This window comes from Clostridium sp. KNHs205, from assembly GCF_000702945.1.
In the GTDB taxonomy this organism is placed as follows: domain Bacteria; phylum Bacillota; class Clostridia; order Lachnospirales; family Lachnospiraceae; genus Anaerocolumna.
The window spans coordinates 4,220,960-4,238,998 of record NZ_JNLE01000003.1; the positions used below are offsets into that span (position 1 = coordinate 4,220,960).

Consider the following 18,039-nt stretch of genomic DNA (forward strand, 5'->3'; position numbering starts at 1 on the left):
GATGAAGCGAAATAAGAATTTAATTTATAAATATATCAATATAACTGATTGATGTTATAATTGTAACCCAATTAAACCAATCTAATTTAGCGGAGGGATAATTGTTATGAAAAAAAGCTTATTTGGTTATAGCATATCTGAGGTTGATGTTATGTTAAATACTCTTCGTGAAGAAAACGAAAGCTTGAACGGAACTATCACAACACTAAAAACTCAGGTTAAGAATAATGAGACCAATGGAGCAAAAGCAAATCTCCTAGAAGCTGATTTAAAGAAGCTTGAAGAAAAGCTCAAACAGCTAAATGAGGAAAAGGACGAGCTTATTTCCCAAACAGCTTCACTTTCACAGGAAGTAACGGATTATACTCAGATAAATTCCGAATTAAAAGAACAAATCAATCTCTTACAACAGCAGAATGATACCTTAAATGCACAGTTATCTGAACTACAGCTGCAAAATGCAGCCGCAGCTGAAGCAAACAGTAAAGTGGATTATTCCTTTATGGAAAGTTTACAGTCACAGTTAGATACTGAGAAAGAAAATAAAGCTTTGCTGGAAAGAGCTCTTGCCGATAAATCCTATGAATTGATTGCCGCATCCGAAGAACTGGATAAAGCCAGGATAGAAATCGATCAGCTGAAGGAGGAACTTGTTGTCTCAGCTGCCTCCCATGAGGAGCAGGCTGCAGCAGATACCTTAGAATCCAATGAGAACAATCTGAAGCACTCTACTGCCGTTACCTTGCAGGCTTATAAGGATATGACAAGAATGCGAAAAGAAGTTATGGATTATATGCACACTCAGATGAGAGAATTTTATAAGCTGGTCAATGAAAACAGTGTCAGAATGAATGAACTTATGGAACAGCGTCAGAATGAGTACAGCAAAATGGTTCGTGAATTCTTTAAGAATGCTACGGAGTTCCATGCAAATCTATCGGATAATGAAGATATCTACAGTAAAATGACCGAATATAACTTTAACCTTGATAAGCTCTCCAATAGCATGAATGAGATCATGAATCAATTTGTGGAGGGGTCCGGTGCCTATCTGAATGAAGCGGAGGCAGAGCTTCCTAATCGCTCAGCAACTGCTGCTCCTGAAGTAACTCTCTTAAACAATAAAGAAGTAAAGCCCTTTGTCTTTAAGGAGATTCGCAGAGTAAATCCATAATTACTCGTGATTGCTGCAATGCATCTTCATCACTTGACATGCAATAGCATTTCTTAAGCTGCAAACTATATAAAAGTGCTGTTTCCAGACTGGTATTAATAGTTTGGAAACAGCACTTTTCTTTTATGTTAATTCATCAATATGGATCCCGGTATTCTTTATCAAAATATTCTCTTAATTTCTTTAATGCCTTTTTCTCTATTCTTGAGACATAAGACCTGGAAATACCTATTTTACTGGCTATCTCCCTTTGTGTAATCTCTTCCTGTGAATTCAATCCGTACCGCATCTCAATAATCTGCCGCTCTCTTTTATTCAGTACCTTATTTACCAATTCATACAGACGCTTAACATTACCCTGTAATTCTATATCTTCGATAATGTCTGATTCAGAGCTCTCAATAATATCCAGCAGATTGATTTCATGCCCTTCCTTATCGGAACCTATAGGTTCATACAGATAAACTTCTTTCGCCTGTCGTTTACCGCTTCTTAACATCATCAGCAACTCATTATCTATACACCTTGAAGCATAGGTGGCAAGCCGTATTCCTTTATCCGGGTCAAAGGTATCGATTGCTTTTATTAAACCAATTGTGCCAATGGATATTAAATCATCTATTTCTCTATCCGCCGAATTGTATTTCTTTACAATATGTGCTACCAGGCGGAGATTACGTTCAATCAGGATATCCCTTGCTTCCTTGCTGCCTTCCATACAACGGCATAGGATTTCCGTTTCTTCCTTGGCGCTTAGTGGCTTTGGAAAAGATTTCACTGCAAAAGCACCTCAATAATAGGGGTTTATAATTAATCTATGCCTCTTACTGTTATTAAGTGCCTTTCCTAAAAAAGAAATAAATTATATTTTATAGAAATTTATCATTTGCCTGTACTTTTTTCATTTCACCTTCTATTTCCATTCAGCCTGCCATCCTTCTCAAAATGAAAATATTCACTATTTTTATATTCTTTTGGTGAGATTCCTACTACCTTTTTAAATATTCTTGAAAAATAATACTGGTCCTTGTAGCCTAATTTAAGCGCTACTTCATAGATGTAAGTATCTGTGGCACGGAGCAGTTTGCAGGCTTCTTTCATCTTAAGCTGAATATAAAAGTCCATTGGCGAATGGCTGGTATGTTTATTAAATATAGCATTCAGATAACTCTTTGAAAGATTAAACTCTTCCACTATCTGCTCCAGGGATAATTCTTCATTCATATGCTGGTACATATACTTAATAACGTCGGTTACATGTCTGTTCTGGTCCAGGGCCGTATGCTGTTTTTCCCGGTTATATGCCTCAGCCAGTATTAAGGATAGTACTTGTGAAATATATATAAAATTACCAAGTGTATAATTTCCGTCCAATACACGGAACAATAGTTCAAACAGAAACAGCATACGATTACCGGCATGATTGGAGCCAAACTTTATTGTAAGACATTCCTCCAGAGGGTAATAGGTGATATCCTCACCCTTAAAATGCACCCAAAGAATACTCCAGGGCTTTTCAGAACAAGCATAATATTTATGTCCTTTGAGTCTTGGAATACAAAATGCCTCATTATCTTTAAGACTATATTTTTTTCCCTCTATTTCTATTATTCCGCTGCCTTCCATACAGTACATAAAAATGTACTCTTCTATTCCATCCTTCCTTTCCCGGTAATGATGTTCTGCCTGCGGAAAATAACCTACATCCGTTAAGTATAGTCTTCTAATCTGAGGATGCTCCGTATAATCTTTAAAGGCTTCTGTAGGAATCACGATCATTCGCTCTCCTTTGAAGCCATCTTTCTTTTTATCGTCAAATATGCTCATACCGTAACCATATCATATTGGTGGAATATTGTCCATCTTTTGTTACGATATGTCATTTAAAGAGTATCCTATTTAAGGTAGAATCAAAACAGGCTTAATTACAAACCCTTATGATAACAGGAAGGAGTATTCTTATGTATTCAGAAAATAAAGTTAAGATATGGGAAGAGGTTATTATTATACCTACTTATAAAGTACATCCCCCAGAAAAAAGTCCTCTATTCTTAGAGCGGAGGGCTTACCAGGGAAGTACCGGCAAAGTGTATCCTCTGCCTGTTACAGAAAAGATATCAGATGTAAAGGAAGAGGTAACCTACAATGCTGTATTTCTTGAAAATGAGTATTTAAAAATTATGATTCTGCCGGAACTAGGAGGCAGAATCCACCGTGCTTATGACAAAACCAACGGATATGATTTTGTCTATTACAATCACGTGATCAAGCCGGCACTGGTTGGTCTTACCGGACCCTGGATTTCCGGCGGTATTGAATTTAACTGGCCGCAGCACCACAGACCCTCTACTTATTCACCGGTAGACTATTCCCTTTGTGAGAGCCAGGACGGTTCTTCTACGGTTTTTATCAGCGAAATCGATAAAATGTATGGTACCAAGGGTATGGCAGCCATTACACTTTATCCAGAGAAAGCATACATCGAAATAAAAGGACAGCTCTATAATCCTACAGATCTGCCGCAGACCTTTCTTTGGTGGGCTAATCCTGCCGTGCCTGTTAATGACGATACCTACTCCGTATTCCCTCCCGATGTTAATGCGGTAATGGATCATGGAAAACGTGCAGTATCAACCTTCCCTATTGCAACAGGTGAATATTACAAATGTGACTATTCTGCCGGCGTGGATATTTCACGTTATAAAAATGTTAAAGTACCTACTTCCTATATGGCTGCCCATTCTGACTATGACTTTATCGGTAATTATGATGAGAAAAGAGAAGCCGGCCTGCTTCATGTAGCAGATCATCATTTTTCTCCCGGTAAGAAGCAATGGACCTGGGGAAATGGTGATTTCGGAAGAACCTGGGATAACAATCTCACCGATAATGACGGACCTTATATCGAATTGATGACTGGCGTATTTACAGACAACCAGCCTGATTTTACCTGGTTGAAACCTCACGAAGAGAAAACCTTTGTCCAGTATTTTATGCCCTATAAGGGTGTAGGCAGGGTTGGTAATGCAACCAAAGATGCTGCTGTAAGCCTGGAGCAAGACCAGGAGGGTATGGCAATCTTAAAAGTATATGCTACCGGTATTTACAATCAGTCCTCTGTTAAGGTGACTGCCGGTGACCAGGTATTATCAGAAACCACGGTCAGTCTTTCACCCGAAAAATGTCTTACAGTAGTATTTAAAGCACCTGAAAAGCTCACGGACTGCAATATAACTGTCAGCTGCAATAATAAGACCCTTGTAAGCTATTCGGTGTATGAAAAAGAGTTAAAACCTATTCCGGAAGCAGCCGAGCCCATGAAAGCTCCCGCTGACATGAAATCTCTTGAAGAGTTATATCTGGCTGCTTCTCATCTGGAACAATACCGCCATACCACTTATGACCCTGCCGATTATTACCTGGAAGGATTAAGACGGGATGCTACAGATATCCGATTAAATAACGGATATGGCCTTCTCTTATATAAACAGGGCTTTTATAAAGAAAGTATCCCTTATTTTGAAGCAGCCATCAGGAAACAGACCTGGAAGAATCCTAATCCCTATTCCGGAGAGTGCTACTTCAACCTGGGTCTTGCCCTTGCTGCAGCAGATAAAGAAGAACTGGCCTACGATGCCTTTTATAAATCCACCTGGAGTGCTGAAACCATGAGTGCAGGTTTCTACTGGCTTTCCTGCCTGTCTGCCAGAAAAGCCCGTTATGAAGAAGCCCTGGAATTTGCAGAAAAATCCATGCTGCACAACTGGCATAATATGAAAAGCAGAAATCTGAAAGCTGCATTGCTCCGTAAGCTCTCCAGAGATAATGAAATGTTCCTGGGAGAAAGCCTTATAATAGATCCCTTATATATGGGTTGTATTTATGAAAAAGCCCTGCAGGATAACTCTCTCACTTTATTTATAGAGAGAATGCGCCAGGAAGCGCACAATTACCTTACCCTGTCCCTTGATTACCTCAAAGCAGGTCTCTATGAAGATGCGGTAAACATATTATCCTTATGCAAAGACAATAATCCTCTTTTATACTATTATCAAGGTTATGCCAAAGAGAAACTGGGCTTAACGAAAGAAGCTGCTGCCTTATATGAAAAAGCGGAAGGCTTTCCCGGAGATTACTGTTTCCCTAACCGGATTGAAGAAATTAAAATTTTAGAACATGGAATCAAATTACTAAAAATAGCTCCTATGGCACATTTTTACCTGGGAAATCTTCTTTATGATAAAAAACAGTATGAACAGGCTGTTTATCACTGGGAAACTGCTGTCACTCAAAAAGAATCTCTGTCCATGGCATACCGAAACCTGGCTATTGCTTACTTTAACAAAGAAAATGATAACCAAAAGGCCTTGAAAGCCATGAATAAAGCACTTAGCCTTGATAGTAAATATCCGAGATTTCTTCTGGAATTTGATCAATTGTCAGCTAAGACAAATATACCGGTAAAGGAACGTCTGAAAATGCTGGAATCAGAGCTTTCCGTGACAAAATCCCGTGATGATCTATACCTGCGTTATATCACACTTCTTAATTGTACCGGACGATATGAGGAGGCTATTAAAGCACTGACTTCCCATCGTTTCCATCCCTGGGAAGGCGGGGAAGGAAAGGTTAGTTCCCAATACCGATATGCTTTGATTCAATCTGCTGTCAATTTAATAAATTCAAATAAGCCGGAAGAAGCATTGCCTTTGTTAACCGCTTCTCTTGAATATCCTGAGAACCTGGGAGAAGGTAAACTACCCAATGTACCGGACAATGAAGCTCATTATTATTTAGGTGTTTCATATCGTAAACTGGGCAGGGAGGAAGAGGCAAAGAAATATTTCGAGCTTGCAGCAACAGGTCCAACAGAACCGGGAAGTGTACTGTACTATAACGATCAGCCATCTGATTTTATTTTCTACCAGGGTCTGGCAAATAAAGCTCTTGGAAGAGAAAATGCTGCCTTAAAAGCGTATCACCAGTTAATAATCTATGGTGAGAAACACTTATTTGATAAAGTGTCCTATGATTTCTTTGCAGTGTCACTGCCGGAAATCGAAGTATTTCAGGATAATATACAATTACGAAACATACAGTACTGCAATTATCTGCGTGCTTTAGGTAATATAGGACTTGGTAATAAGGCGGAAGCAGCACTTCTGTTACAGGATATCCTGTTAAAACAAGATGATTATCAGGGAGCTATTTGTCATGGCACTTTAGTATAACAAATTAGTATAACTAAAATTGTCAGGCTTTCTTTCATACGACGATTTAAGAAAAATATCTGTCTTCTGCCATAAATTTCTCATTTATTATGGAACACAGTTCATCTTATAGTCATAACCTTGAAAGCCTGACAATAAAAAGTCAGTTATAGTTCTTAATTAATTTAGCGAACTCTTTAAACGATTTTAGCAAGTTCACGTAATGTTCTTGAGGAATTGGTTACTTCATCTGTTACAGAAGTGATTTCTTCCGTGGAAGCTGCCTGGGATTCAGCTATGATATTGGAATTATGGATCTGCTGTTCTATCTTTTCAATATAATTCTTGATCTCACTTAAAGTCGCGGATACTTTCTTGGCGGATTCAGAACTTGATTGTGCCATCTTTCTGACTTCATCTGCTACTACACTGAAACCTCTGCCAGCTTCTCCGGCTCTTGCTGCTTCGATAGCGGCATTTAGTGCCAGGAGATTAGACTGGGACGCAATATTTTGAATTGTTGACAGGATCATATCTGTATCATTAATCTTTTGTTTTGCTGCTTTCGTAGTATTAACTACCTCTGAGATAGTTCCTTTCAGTTGTACGGAACCGGAGGCAATCTCTTCGATGCTTGAATTAATCTGCTGTAAAGAATTAAAAATTATCTCTGTTGAATTTTGCAGTTCAGAACGTTTCTCCAGGCTCTTAGCTATTCCTACAGCTCCAAGCACTTTACCTTCTTCATCAATAATCGGATAACAGATTGCCTGAAACACTACTCCCAAAGCTTCTTTGGGAACTACCTGGGAGATAACATTTTTGTTTCTCATAGCCAGACGTAAGGGATCATCTTGTTGAATTACATCCCCAACCTGTAACTGTAAGGGTAATATCTGGTTTGGCCAATATGCCAGAAATTTCTCATTATCTGTTATAGAAACTGCTATATCTTCTTGTACCAGGTCCTTTAATAACGGCAGTACATCAAAATACGATTTCATAATATTATCACTCATAATATTCTCCTTCTTTCATTTCATTATACTTATTACATTTCGTAATACTATTGCATGTATGATACTTATCGCATACATAATACTTATCGCATACATAATACTTATTGCATACATAATACTTATTACAACTAGAATCCCCAATTTAAGCCTTATCATTATCCTAGTAACATACCTTACTTATTTCAGCATATTACGACATGAGACCTCATGTCAATAGGACAAATTGATTGCATAAAAAACAGGCAGAAAATTTTGCAACCCATTCTCTGCCTGTAGCTTATAAACTAGATTTTAAATAAGACTGATTCCTATGATAGCCTCATCTTGAAATCCTCATAACCAAACTCCTTAATAATCTGTGTGCCTTTATCCGGACTCCATAAAGCAATGGAGGGAAGTCCCATTCCGTTAAAGGTATTATTTTTTACCATAGTATAATGACCCATATCACAAAAAACCAATGTATCCCCTACTTGCAGCGGTTCCTTAAAGGAATATTCACCAATCACATCGCCGGAAAGACAGGTTGGACCACCCAGACGGTATGTATAAGCATATTCTCCGGGTTTGCCGGCACCTATTACCTCCGGCCTGTAGGGCATTTCCAGTACATCGGGCATATGGCAGGCCGCAGAAGTATCCAGAATAGCCAGATCCATACCATTCTTTAAGGTATCCAGGACTCTGGCAACCAGGAAACCTGTATTTAAAGCTACTGCTTCACCAGGCTCTAAATATACTTCCACGTTGTATTTACTCTTGATAAAAAGAATGCTCTCAATCAGTGTTTCCAGATCATAATCTTTTCTGGTTATGTGGTGTCCGCCTCCGAAATTAATCCACTTCATTCCTGCTATATAAGAGCCGAATTTCTCATCTACTACCTGTAAGGTTCGTTTCAGTACATCGGAATTCTGCTCACACATTGTATGAAAATGCAATCCTTCAATGCCTTTCAGCTCATCAGGTTCAAACTGCTCTAAGGTTACTCCCATTCTGGAACCGGTAAAGCAGGGATTATACATATCCGTCTCTATTTCAGAATATTCCGGATTGATACGGATACCGCAGGAGATATGCCTGTCGCTGCCTTCAACCAAAGCTCTGTACTTTTTCCATTGAGTAAAAGAATTAAATACAATATGGTCGCTGAGTGAAATAATCTCCTCCATTTCATCTTCTCTGTAAGCGGGAGAAAAGATATGCACTTCACCCTCCATCTCTTCTCTTCCAAGCTTCGCCTCATAGAGTGAGCTGGCAGTGGTTCCCTGCAGATAATTCCCAATCAGGGGATATACTGAGAACATGGAGAAGGCTTTTTGCGCAAGAAGTATCTTGCAGCCTGTTTTGTCAATTACATATTTAAGTGTTTCAAGATTTTTCTTCAGAAGAGTCTCATCCATTATATAAACCGGTGTTTTTAAGCTCTTCGGATCAAAGTTTAATACATCGGACATATTTTCTACCCATTTATACTGCAAAAGCAGTATTGCCATACCTATAGAGACGGAAAGCCTCCTGTATGGCATCCTTTCTTTAAAATATTTATTTCAATGGTACTGTGTCCTGGATAAATTTTTTAAATATCAGTGCATATAACAGGCTCTGCGCAATACGGAGAAGCAGCTGCAGCGGTTCTGCGGCAGGAAGCCTGCTACACCAATGCAGAATCAAACCAAGCTGGTATTCTACTTTACAGGCACTTCAACCTGGATTTAATTCCCTGTCAGTATTATTATCCAATATCGCATCGCAAAATAACACAAAGCAGAGCCGTACAACCGTAAAATGAGTTTTCAGACCTAACTGTATGGTTTAACAATGTACGAAGAAGTTCAAAATGAATTCCTGGGAATATCATCTTGAACTTCTTTGAAAATACTGTGCTTACCTAGTGTGCTGATCCCTTTATCATTATCTGATTATAAAGATTACCGTGCATTAATCCACCAAATCAGGTGTATGTGTTTCTTTCCAAGGCAGTCCGCAGCGATTTAATTCCTCCATAAAAGGATCGGGATTGAACTCCTCAACATTGAATACGCCGGGTTTCTTCCAAAGTCCCTTTAATACCATCATGGCACCAATCATTGCAGGTACACCGGTTGTGTAAGAGATAGCCTGGGAACCGACTTCTTTGTAGCATTCCTCATGGTCACATACATTATATATATAATACTTCTTTTCTTTTCCGTCTTTTACACCCTGGTAAATGCAGCCGATATTAGTCTTACCTTTTGTTCTTGGTCCTAAGGATGCAGGATCGGGAAGCACTGCTTTTAAGAACTGCAGGGGTACTATCTGTTTTCCTTCGAAATCAATCGGTTCGATTGAAGTCATACCTACGTTCTCCAATACTCTTAAATGAGTCAGGTACCTTTCAGAGAAGGTCATCCAGAAACGGATTTTCTTAATTCCTTTAATATTAAGAGCAAGGGATTCCATTTCTTCATGATGTAACAGGTACATATCCTTTTCGCCGATTTCAGGGAAATCATACACTCTCTTAATGGACATAGGCTCTGTTTCAATAAATTCGCCGTTTTCGAAATAGCTGCCGTTAGCAGTAACCTCACGAATATTGATTTCGGGATTAAAATTAGTAGCAAAAGGATATCCGTGGTCGCCTGCGTTGGCATCCAAAATATCTATCTGATGTATTTCATCAAATTCATGCTTCATGGCATAAGCGGAGAATACACCTGTAACACCGGGGTCAAAGCCGCAGCCAAGTACTGCTGTAATGCCGGCTTTCTCAAATCTTTCCCTGTAATCCCACTGCCATTTGTATTCAAATTTCGCTGTATCCAGAGGCTCATAATTCGCTGTATCCAGATAATCAGTCTTTGTTGCCAGGCAGGCATCCATAATAGTAAGATCCTGATAAGGCAATGCAACGTTAATTACAATATCCGGTTTATAGCTTTCAATCAGCGCAATCAGTTCCTGTGTATTATCAGCATCTACCTGAGCTGTTGTAATTTTTGTAAACTGATCTTTTCCGTAAAGGGGATTGTTTCCCTGTTCCTTCTCAATTTTTTCCTTGTAGGCATCACATTTGGAAACAGTTCTGCTTGCAAGAAGGATTTCTGTAAATACTTCGGGGTTCTGGCAGCATTTATGGATTACTACTCCGGCAACTCCACCGGCACCGATAATTAATGCTTTTGACATAGTAGGCCCTCCTTTGTGTAGGTAAAATGTATTGAATAAAATACACTGAATTAATTTTTTATTTGTATTGATTTTATTTGTATTGATTTTATATGATCTTATCTGCTTTTGAGTCTAAGGCTCTTTTTTCCATTATTTCGCATATGCATTAAATTTATAATACTTAAGATTTCATTACTTACCCTAAGCATTTAAATACTTAAACTATTATTATTTATGCTTTTGCTACTTACTCTTATATTTACTGCTTTCACTTACTTCTGCTTTTAAATTTTTAGTACCTTTCACTTTTTCCTACATATTAAATTAATAATTAGTCTGACTCATTTAATTGCTCTTTAATATAATTCGGAATTGCAAAAGAACCTAAATGGAGCTCCGTATTATAATATCTGGTTTTTAACCCTAATTTATTCCATTCATCCGCTTTTAAATCCTTCACCGGGTCATATTTCTTGGAAGCAAATCCAAAAAGCCAGTGACCTGACGGATAGGTTGGTATATGAGCCTGGTAAATCCTGGCTACAGGAAATGTATCATGTATTCTCTTATGTGCTCTTATCATGGAGGCGGCATAAGAAGAGTAATACATACTCTCATGCTGGTTTACAAGGATCCCGTCCTCCTTCAGGGCTCTGTAGCAGTTACCGTAAAATTCTTTGGTAAATAAACCTTCACCAGGTCCGAAGGGATCTGTTGAGTCAACAATAATAAGGTCATACTCACCTTCTCTGCCCCTGACAAATTTGAGTCCGTCTTCAAAGAATAAATGTACCTTAGGGTCTGTCAGTCCGCAGGCTGTACGGGGAAGATATTCTTTACACAGTTTAACAACCTCTTCATCTATCTCCACCATATCAATGTGCTGTATTCCCTGATAACGGAGAAGTTCTCTGATTGTTCCTCCATCTCCCGCACCAATAACCAGAACCTTTTTAATGTCCGGATTAACGGCCATGGGTACATGGGTTATCATATCGTGATAAATAAATTCATCCTTTTCTGTCACCATAAGATAACCGTCCAAGGTTAGAATCCTTCCAAACTCTTTGGACTCAAAAATATCAATTCGCTGAAAATCGCTTTGTAAGCTTACCAGCTGTTTATCGATTTTAATTGAGAAACGTGCTTCCTCTGTATGATTTTCCGTATACCAAAGTTCCATTTTTACTCCATTCCTGCACATGCATATTGTGCGTCCGAATTTGTGCCGTGGATTTCGCTGGCACAAATCTGCGGTTGAAATTGTATTTCTTTCAACCTTACACCTCCACTACATTGATATTGTTAACTGCCATATCCTCTGTACCGGTTAGAAGGCAGCCCTTCTCTTTGGCATAAAGAATATAATCAACGATATCCCCCGTAATTCTTTCACCAGGTGCCAGGATAGGTATACCTGGCGGATAACACATTACAAATTCTCCGCAGATCTTACCTACTGTTTTCTTAATGGGAAGGGGTGTCTTATCACTGTAAAAGGCCTGCTGAGGTGCAATTACCACATCCGGATTAATGTATTCATGGTCAAACATTCCAGATTGATCTTCTTTTCCATAAAGCCTCTTAATCTCAGAAAGAGAAGCAATCAGCCGCTCAATTTCCATAGCACGGTCGCCGGCAGAAATAATGGCAAGAAAATTACTGATATCACCGAATTCGATCTGGATACCATATTCATCCCTTAAGAGGTCATAGACCTCAATACCGGCCAGTCCCACATTTCTGGTGTGAACAGACAGCTTTGTGGGGTCAAAATCAAATATATAATTATAATCTATTAATTCATTACCAAAGGCATAATAACCTTCCAGTTTATTTATTTCAGTTCTTGCATACTCTGCATATTCCACGGTTTTTGCAAAAAGTTCTCTGCCGTTGAGGCTTAGATTCTTTCTTGCAATATCCAGTGATACTAATAAAAGATAAGAACCGCTGGTGGTCTGGGTCAGATTAAGCACCTGTCTTACATAGTGGGGATTCATCGTTTCCCCGCATAAAAGAAAAGAGCTCTGTGTCAGTGACCCTCCGGTTTTGTGCATACTGACAGCCGCCATATCAGCTCCTGCTGCCATAGCGGAAACCGGCATATTGTCACCAAAATAAAAGTGGGTTCCGTGTGCCTCATCCACCAATACCTTGACCCCCTGCTCATGGGCAAAGGAAACAATTCCTCTAAGGTCTGAGCAAACGCCATAATAAGTAGGATTATTCACAAGAATTGCCTTAGCATCAGGATTCTCAAAAATTGCCTGCTTCACATCCTCTAAGGACATTCCAAGAGGTATTCCAAGTTCTTTATTTACACCGGGATTTACATATACCGGTATTGCACCGCATACAACCAATGCATTTATGGCACTGCGATGAACGTTACGGGGCATGATTATCTTATCGCCCGCTTTACAAACAGACATAATCATTCCCTGTACCGCTGCGGTAGTACCATTTACAATAAAAAAGGCGGCCTCTGCTCCAAAAGCATCGGCTGCAATCTGCTCTGCTTCACGAATTACAGAAGTGGGATGGCAAAGGTTGTCCAAAGGTTTCATGGAGTTCACATCCACCTTCATACAGCTCTCACCTAAAAATTCTGTCAGCTCCTTGTTTCCTCTTCCGCCTTTATGACCGGGAACATCAAAGGGTACTACCCGGTTCCCTTTATGCTTCTTCAAAGCTTCAAAAATAGGCGCTTTTTGCTGAAGGAGTAAATTCATGTCATTCCCTCCTTCACTAATATATATTCATACCGCTGAATATCTCAATCATCTCTTTGCGAAGGTTGCTTGTAATCTCAAGCCTGTGCTTGGGAGTCAACTCATACACATCCAGATTAAAAAGATAATTCTGCAGTTCGATTTCTTTAATGAGCATCTTTGTGTGAAAAATATTGGATTGATATACATTCACATCAATTGCGTCGTATTTGGTCAGTGTTACATCGTCAATATAGTCCTGAATTGAGGTGATATCATGATCGATGTAGTATTTTTTGCCCTCAACATCCCTGGTAAAGCCCCTGACTCTATAATCAATGGTAATGATATCCGAGTCAAAACTACCAATCAGATAATCCAGCGCATTAAGCGGTGATATTTCGCCGCAGGTAGATACGTCAATATCTACACGAAAAGTGGATATGGAGTTATCGGGATGATACTCCGGAAACGTGTGCACTGTAACATGACTTTTATCCAGGTGTGCATGTACCGTGTCTCTTAAATGATCCGTATATTTACCCTGGTTGCATGATTCATCGATATGCTCTGAAGATAAATCTCCCTCTGCAATCAAAATATTTACGGATGCACCCTGAGGATCGTAATCCTGTTTCGAGATATTAAGTATATGTGCCCCAATCATCTCTGTTACATCACATAAGATTTTTGTTAATCTTTCGGAATTATATTGTTCATCAATGTATGCAATATAATCCTTTTGCTCTCTCTCACTTTTTGCATAGCAAACATCATAGATGTTGAAGCTAAGTGTTTTTGTGAGGTTGTTAAAGCCATACAAAGCCAGCTTTTTCTCCAACCCTAACATCACAACCTTTCTCTTACATAATCGGTTTACATTGTAGCATGTTTGTAAACAAAAATCAATGTGATTTTCGATAAGGTTTTATAGATTATCTGTAAAGTAGAACCTCTTATCTTATACACTGAAAACTGACTTTTATAGAACTGAAACTGCACCTGTACTGTTCTTGAGAAAAAGCACTAACTTTCAGCCCCGGCAGCTGCCTTACGGATTTATTCATGGTTATTTTCATCAAATAAGAATTAATGCCGGAAATAAAAAAAGCCGTTGCATAAGCAGGCTTTAGCTGTAGCGTTATACTGTACCCTTAGATGCATTCTGTCTGTAAAACAGTATCAGGTATTACAGCAAACGCAACAAGGTAATATCAAAAATTAATAACATTTATGATTTTTTACCGTTAGTACCTTCCTGCATTTACTGTATACCTGGCATAAACACTTATCAGTTCTTATTATCTCTTTATTTTCATAGAATAACCTGAATATTTTCTTTACAACAGCTAATTTTATGTATATGATTAATAAAACTATCATATATCCAATAAAAGAAGAAATCGAGGTGATACTCAGTGATTGGAATACTTATCGGTTTATGCTCCTTTTTACTGATTGGATTGTTCCATCCCATTGTAATTAAGGCAGAATATTACTTCTCCAAGAGAATCTATCCTGTATTTATCCTGACTGGCCTCTTGTTCCTGTCCGCTTCTTATTTTACTGCTCATACCTTTTTCTCTGCAATTTTGGGCGTAACCGGCTTTTCCTGCTTTTGGAGCATCAAAGAGCTGTTCGAACAGGAAAAACGTGTGGAAAAGGGGTGGTTTCCCAAAAATCCCAAGCGTAAATAGTTATGCAGCTTCTTTTTACTTAAGGAATGCTCCATTTCTTTTTAGGATTTCCCTTAATTCTCTGATGTCAACTGCTCTTACATCCATGTCCCCGTTCCTGGCTGCCAGCCTTGCAGCCGTTCCAGCCGCCTGTCCGGTTACCATACATACGGGCATTACTCTTATACTTCCCTGTATGATATGTTCACAGGCAATGGTCCTGCCTGCCACGAGAAGATTTTCAATATTTTTGGGAATCAGGCTTCTGTAAGGAATACCATGAGATTCACCGTCACCATATGCCTCCCAGCCTTCCTCCCCATTTTTTTCTCCTTTAAGGATGCTCTCCCTCTCCTCAAGACCGTGATGAACGTCCAGGAAATAGCAGTTACGGCCAATTTCATCCGGAAATGAGCGGCGTTCTTTATAGTCCGTTAAGGTAAGTTTATATTCTCCTATTATTCGTCTGGATTCTCTGATTCCCATTGAGGAGGCAGTGGCAGCCAGAAAGGATCCTCCAAACACTTCCGGAAGATATTCTTTCAGTCCCTGATGATATTGGTACGCCAGCTGCCTGCCTTTTATCAGTGCTTTTGAAACACTGAAAGGCTCTGTCCCATCGACCTCCCATATATGTCCCGCATTAAAACCTACGGCACCGGGTCCGATGACGGAATTACAGCAGTGAGGATCCGTTACCAGCGGATATTTTTCTGACCTGGCAATATCATAGGCGGCACAATCCGGGTTCTGCATATGCAGAAAAGGTGAGTTGCGATAATAATAATCATCTACATTCGTAATCATAAAGCAATGGGTGGACGGCTGTACTTTATGGCTGCCCTCCTCGCCAATCTCAAAATCCAAACCTGCCATAGCAGCAATATCAGCATCCCCGGTACCATCAATGTATACTTTCCCTTTATAAGCCGTGATTCCTGCTTTGTTGGCTGTTACAAGATAATCTATCTTTTTCTGGGTCTTAGGAGCTGCTATCACCTGTGTGGAAAAAAGGACAGTTACACCAGCATCCACAACCATTTCATCATAGACTCTTTTCAAGGCCTCCGGATCAATTGGCACCCAATCTAAGTCTTCCTCTCCAACATGCCTCATACCCGACTTTGCTCTCTCAAATACCTCCAGTGCAATCCCCCGGTATACAACCTTTGTCCTGTCGGAAAAGGGACACCAGGCGGGTACCAGCCCACTGGTTCCCATCCCTCCTAATGCATTGGCAACTTCTATCAGCAGTACACGGGCTCCCTCCCTGGCAGCTGCTATAGCAGCTGCACAACCAGAGGGTCCTCCTCCTGCTACAATTACTTCATATTGTTCGTTTATTGGTATTTCCTGTGAAAATCTTATATTCATACCGCCAGCCTCCGCCTTCTAACCTGTTGTTCACAAAGTTTCTTAATATTCTCCGGTCATAATAGCATGGCCTTATTCTTACTTATTTGTAACCGAATTCTTCGCAATGAGCAAGCCACTGTTCTTTATAGCTATCCTGGATTTTCTTTAGTCCGGCGGCATCTGCCTGTTTTAAGAACTCGCTGATGGATGCCTCCACATCTTCCACCAGGCCTGCCTGAATAGGTGTCAGATATTGGGCTATAACGGAATTTAAATTGGCTCTTTCAATTTCATAGGAGGAGTAATCTTCAATAAAGCCTACTTTGATACTCTTTCCCTGCCATTTTGTTTTCGCTGCCGCTTCATCGTATGAGGTTATCATATCTTTGTAAGCCGTATCATCTGTAGGTTTCATTTCTTTTTTAATCAAATGGTTTCTCAGGTTCCAGGTATTCATATTCTCATAGCTAAAACCGGAATCCTTGATTTCCTCATAATACTCTCCTTCCACCAGATTCCAGTGTTTCCCCTGTATCCCATACTGCACCAAATCGTTTGCCGTTTCATCTGTCATTAAGAAGTCAAGTGCTATCAATGCTCTTGCCGGATCTTTTGAGTTATGAGGGACAACTGTTGCATTCTGCAGAGGAGATGCCGGTGAAATGGTATTGTTCACCAATCCGTAAGAGACATAACCCACCTCCCAATCCGGATGATTTTCTTTGGCAGCATTATAGGAGCCAATCCATTTATCCTGATTCATACCACCTACGGAAGCTACAATCAATCCTTCATCAAAGCTGTCTTCCTCTGTCTTAGACAGGGAACTCTTTGACCAAAAGCCCATATCCGCCCATTTTTTCAGTAATTTCATATCTTCAGTAAAGTCCGGTGATCTCCAGTAGTCTATTACTTCTGTGGGTGTATCAATTGCTGCCATCAAACCGTAATTGGCAATTGCTTTACTGTACTTTAAATCAAAAATGGAATTCATATAGAAAGCTTCATTAAAATTGTTCGCTACCGTTATAGGAGAAAGCAAACCCTGATCCGGTTCATTCTTCTGTATTCCGCTGATATAAGCTTCAAAATTCTCCAGTGTATTTGGAACAGGCAGGTCATATTTCTTTCTTAAATCCTCACGGTATCTGATACCGGTGGCTGCATAGGTCTTCTGATCTGCCGGTACACTGTAAAGAGCACCGTCTACTTTACACATATCAAGAATACTCTGATCTATGAGGCTGCTGATATTAGGTGCATATTCCGGCAGCAGTTCATCAAGTTCATAGAAAGCACCGGTTTTTGCCAGAGCGCTATAGCTGGTCCAATCGGCAGCATACATTAAATCGCATTGTTCTCCGGAGGAAAGTACCAGATTATACTTCTGGGACCAGTCCGTCCAGGTTGTGAAACGGAATTCAATGGTTGTATTTATTTTCTCGGATAAATATTTATTCAATTCGTCAACTACGGTCTGATAATCCTTACCCGGATCACCCACCAGATAAAACACCAGATTAGCTGGCTGTGAAAGGTCATACCTTACTTTTGGATCATTGGATGTTTCTTTAGCCGGCTCCGGTTCCTTTTCCTCTTGCTTTGCTTGACTGTTGTTTTCCCCGGCAGCAGTTTCCTTCTCTGCTACATTTGCCGTATTATTTCCCTTGCAGCCTGTAAAGGACAGGATCATGCAAAAGATCAATACAATGCTGATGACTTTTTTCATTGCTT

At 39.6% G+C, this 18,039-nt stretch carries 13 protein-coding genes; 3 read left to right on the forward strand and 10 right to left on the reverse strand.

Features of this window, described 5'->3' with window-relative positions:
- The first annotated feature begins 106 nt into the window (after positions 1–106).
- Complete coding sequence (locus tag BR73_RS0117480; RefSeq protein WP_033166591.1) at positions 107–1,174, forward strand: hypothetical protein; 1,068 nt, start codon at positions 107–109, stop codon at positions 1,172–1,174.
- 136 nt (positions 1,175–1,310) lie between these two features.
- On the opposite strand, the gene sigK is transcribed toward BR73_RS0117480, so the two are convergent.
- Entirely contained in the window at positions 1,311–1,952 is a 642-nt protein-coding gene (gene sigK / locus BR73_RS0117485) for an RNA polymerase sporulation sigma factor SigK (protein WP_033166592.1), read from the reverse strand.
- A 128-nt stretch (positions 1,953–2,080) separates the two neighbouring features.
- On the reverse strand, positions 2,081–3,001 hold the full coding sequence (locus BR73_RS0117490; protein ID WP_033166593.1) for an AraC family transcriptional regulator: 921 nt from the start codon (positions 2,999–3,001) through the stop codon (positions 2,081–2,083).
- 134 nt (positions 3,002–3,135) lie between these two features.
- Between BR73_RS0117490 and BR73_RS0117495 the strand changes: the two genes are divergently transcribed.
- Positions 3,136–6,405, forward strand: coding sequence for a DUF5107 domain-containing protein (locus tag BR73_RS0117495; RefSeq protein ID WP_033166594.1), 3,270 nt, complete (start codon positions 3,136–3,138; stop codon positions 6,403–6,405).
- Positions 6,406–6,581: 176 nt separating this feature from the next.
- Here the strand turns inward: BR73_RS0117495 and BR73_RS29660 are convergent, their stop codons facing one another.
- From BR73_RS29660 to speD, 6 genes are all read right to left on the reverse strand, one after another.
- Entirely contained in the window at positions 6,582–7,403 is an 822-nt protein-coding gene (locus BR73_RS29660; RefSeq protein ID WP_033166595.1) for a methyl-accepting chemotaxis protein, read from the reverse strand.
- Positions 7,404–7,711: 308 nt separating this feature from the next.
- A complete protein-coding gene (nspC, locus tag BR73_RS0117505; protein WP_033167576.1) occupies positions 7,712–8,860 on the reverse strand; it encodes a carboxynorspermidine decarboxylase in 1,149 nt (382 codons plus the stop codon).
- A gap of 484 nt (positions 8,861–9,344) precedes the next feature.
- On the reverse strand, positions 9,345–10,577 hold the full coding sequence (locus BR73_RS0117510) for a saccharopine dehydrogenase family protein (protein ID WP_033166596.1): 1,233 nt from the start codon (positions 10,575–10,577) through the stop codon (positions 9,345–9,347).
- Between the two features lie 313 nt (positions 10,578–10,890).
- Positions 10,891–11,742 (reverse strand): polyamine aminopropyltransferase, encoded by an 852-nt coding sequence (gene speE / locus BR73_RS0117515; protein WP_033166597.1) that lies wholly within the window; start codon positions 11,740–11,742, stop codon positions 10,891–10,893.
- A 97-nt stretch (positions 11,743–11,839) separates the two neighbouring features.
- Complete coding sequence (locus BR73_RS0117520) at positions 11,840–13,294, reverse strand: aminotransferase class I/II-fold pyridoxal phosphate-dependent enzyme (protein WP_033166598.1); 1,455 nt, start codon at positions 13,292–13,294, stop codon at positions 11,840–11,842.
- 16 nt (positions 13,295–13,310) lie between these two features.
- Positions 13,311–14,126 carry an adenosylmethionine decarboxylase gene (speD, locus tag BR73_RS0117525; protein ID WP_197032678.1) on the reverse strand — a complete coding sequence of 272 codons (816 nt, stop codon included), beginning with the start codon at positions 14,124–14,126 and terminating at the stop codon, positions 13,311–13,313.
- Positions 14,127–14,691: 565 nt separating this feature from the next.
- Between speD and BR73_RS0117530 the strand changes: the two genes are divergently transcribed.
- Complete coding sequence (locus BR73_RS0117530) at positions 14,692–14,970, forward strand: DUF4491 family protein (protein WP_033166600.1); 279 nt, start codon at positions 14,692–14,694, stop codon at positions 14,968–14,970.
- Positions 14,971–14,985: 15 nt separating this feature from the next.
- Here the strand turns inward: BR73_RS0117530 and BR73_RS0117535 are convergent, their stop codons facing one another.
- Both BR73_RS0117535 and BR73_RS0117540 read right to left on the reverse strand, forming a co-directional pair.
- Positions 14,986–16,323 carry an FAD-dependent oxidoreductase gene (locus BR73_RS0117535; protein ID WP_033166601.1) on the reverse strand — a complete coding sequence of 446 codons (1,338 nt, stop codon included), beginning with the start codon at positions 16,321–16,323 and terminating at the stop codon, positions 14,986–14,988.
- Positions 16,324–16,405: 82 nt separating this feature from the next.
- Positions 16,406–18,034, reverse strand: coding sequence for an extracellular solute-binding protein (locus tag BR73_RS0117540; protein ID WP_033166602.1), 1,629 nt, complete (start codon positions 18,032–18,034; stop codon positions 16,406–16,408).
- Between the last annotated feature and the right edge of the window lie 5 nt (positions 18,035–18,039).

Excerpts from the sequence above, each read along its gene's own strand:
- BR73_RS0117480 (WP_033166591.1), top strand. The coding sequence starts at position 107 with ATGAAAAAAAGCTTATTTGGTTATAGCATATCTGAGGTTGATGTTATG.
- BR73_RS0117490 (WP_033166593.1), bottom strand. The coding sequence starts at position 3,001 with ATGAGCATATTTGACGATAAAAAGAAAGATGGCTTCAAAGGAGAGCGA.
- BR73_RS0117495 (WP_033166594.1), top strand. The coding sequence starts at position 3,136 with ATGTATTCAGAAAATAAAGTTAAGATATGGGAAGAGGTTATTATTATA.
- BR73_RS29660 (WP_033166595.1), bottom strand. The coding sequence starts at position 7,403 with ATGAGTGATAATATTATGAAATCGTATTTTGATGTACTGCCGTTATTA.
- nspC (WP_033167576.1), bottom strand. The coding sequence starts at position 8,860 with ATGTCCGATGTATTAAACTTTGATCCGAAGAGCTTAAAAACACCGGTT.
- BR73_RS0117510 (WP_033166596.1), bottom strand. The coding sequence starts at position 10,577 with ATGTCAAAAGCATTAATTATCGGTGCCGGTGGAGTTGCCGGAGTAGTA.
- speE (WP_033166597.1), bottom strand. The coding sequence starts at position 11,742 with ATGGAACTTTGGTATACGGAAAATCATACAGAGGAAGCACGTTTCTCA.
- BR73_RS0117520 (WP_033166598.1), bottom strand. The coding sequence starts at position 13,294 with ATGAATTTACTCCTTCAGCAAAAAGCGCCTATTTTTGAAGCTTTGAAG.
- BR73_RS0117535 (WP_033166601.1), bottom strand. The coding sequence starts at position 16,323 with ATGAATATAAGATTTTCACAGGAAATACCAATAAACGAACAATATGAA.
- BR73_RS0117540 (WP_033166602.1), bottom strand. The coding sequence starts at position 18,034 with ATGAAAAAAGTCATCAGCATTGTATTGATCTTTTGCATGATCCTGTCC.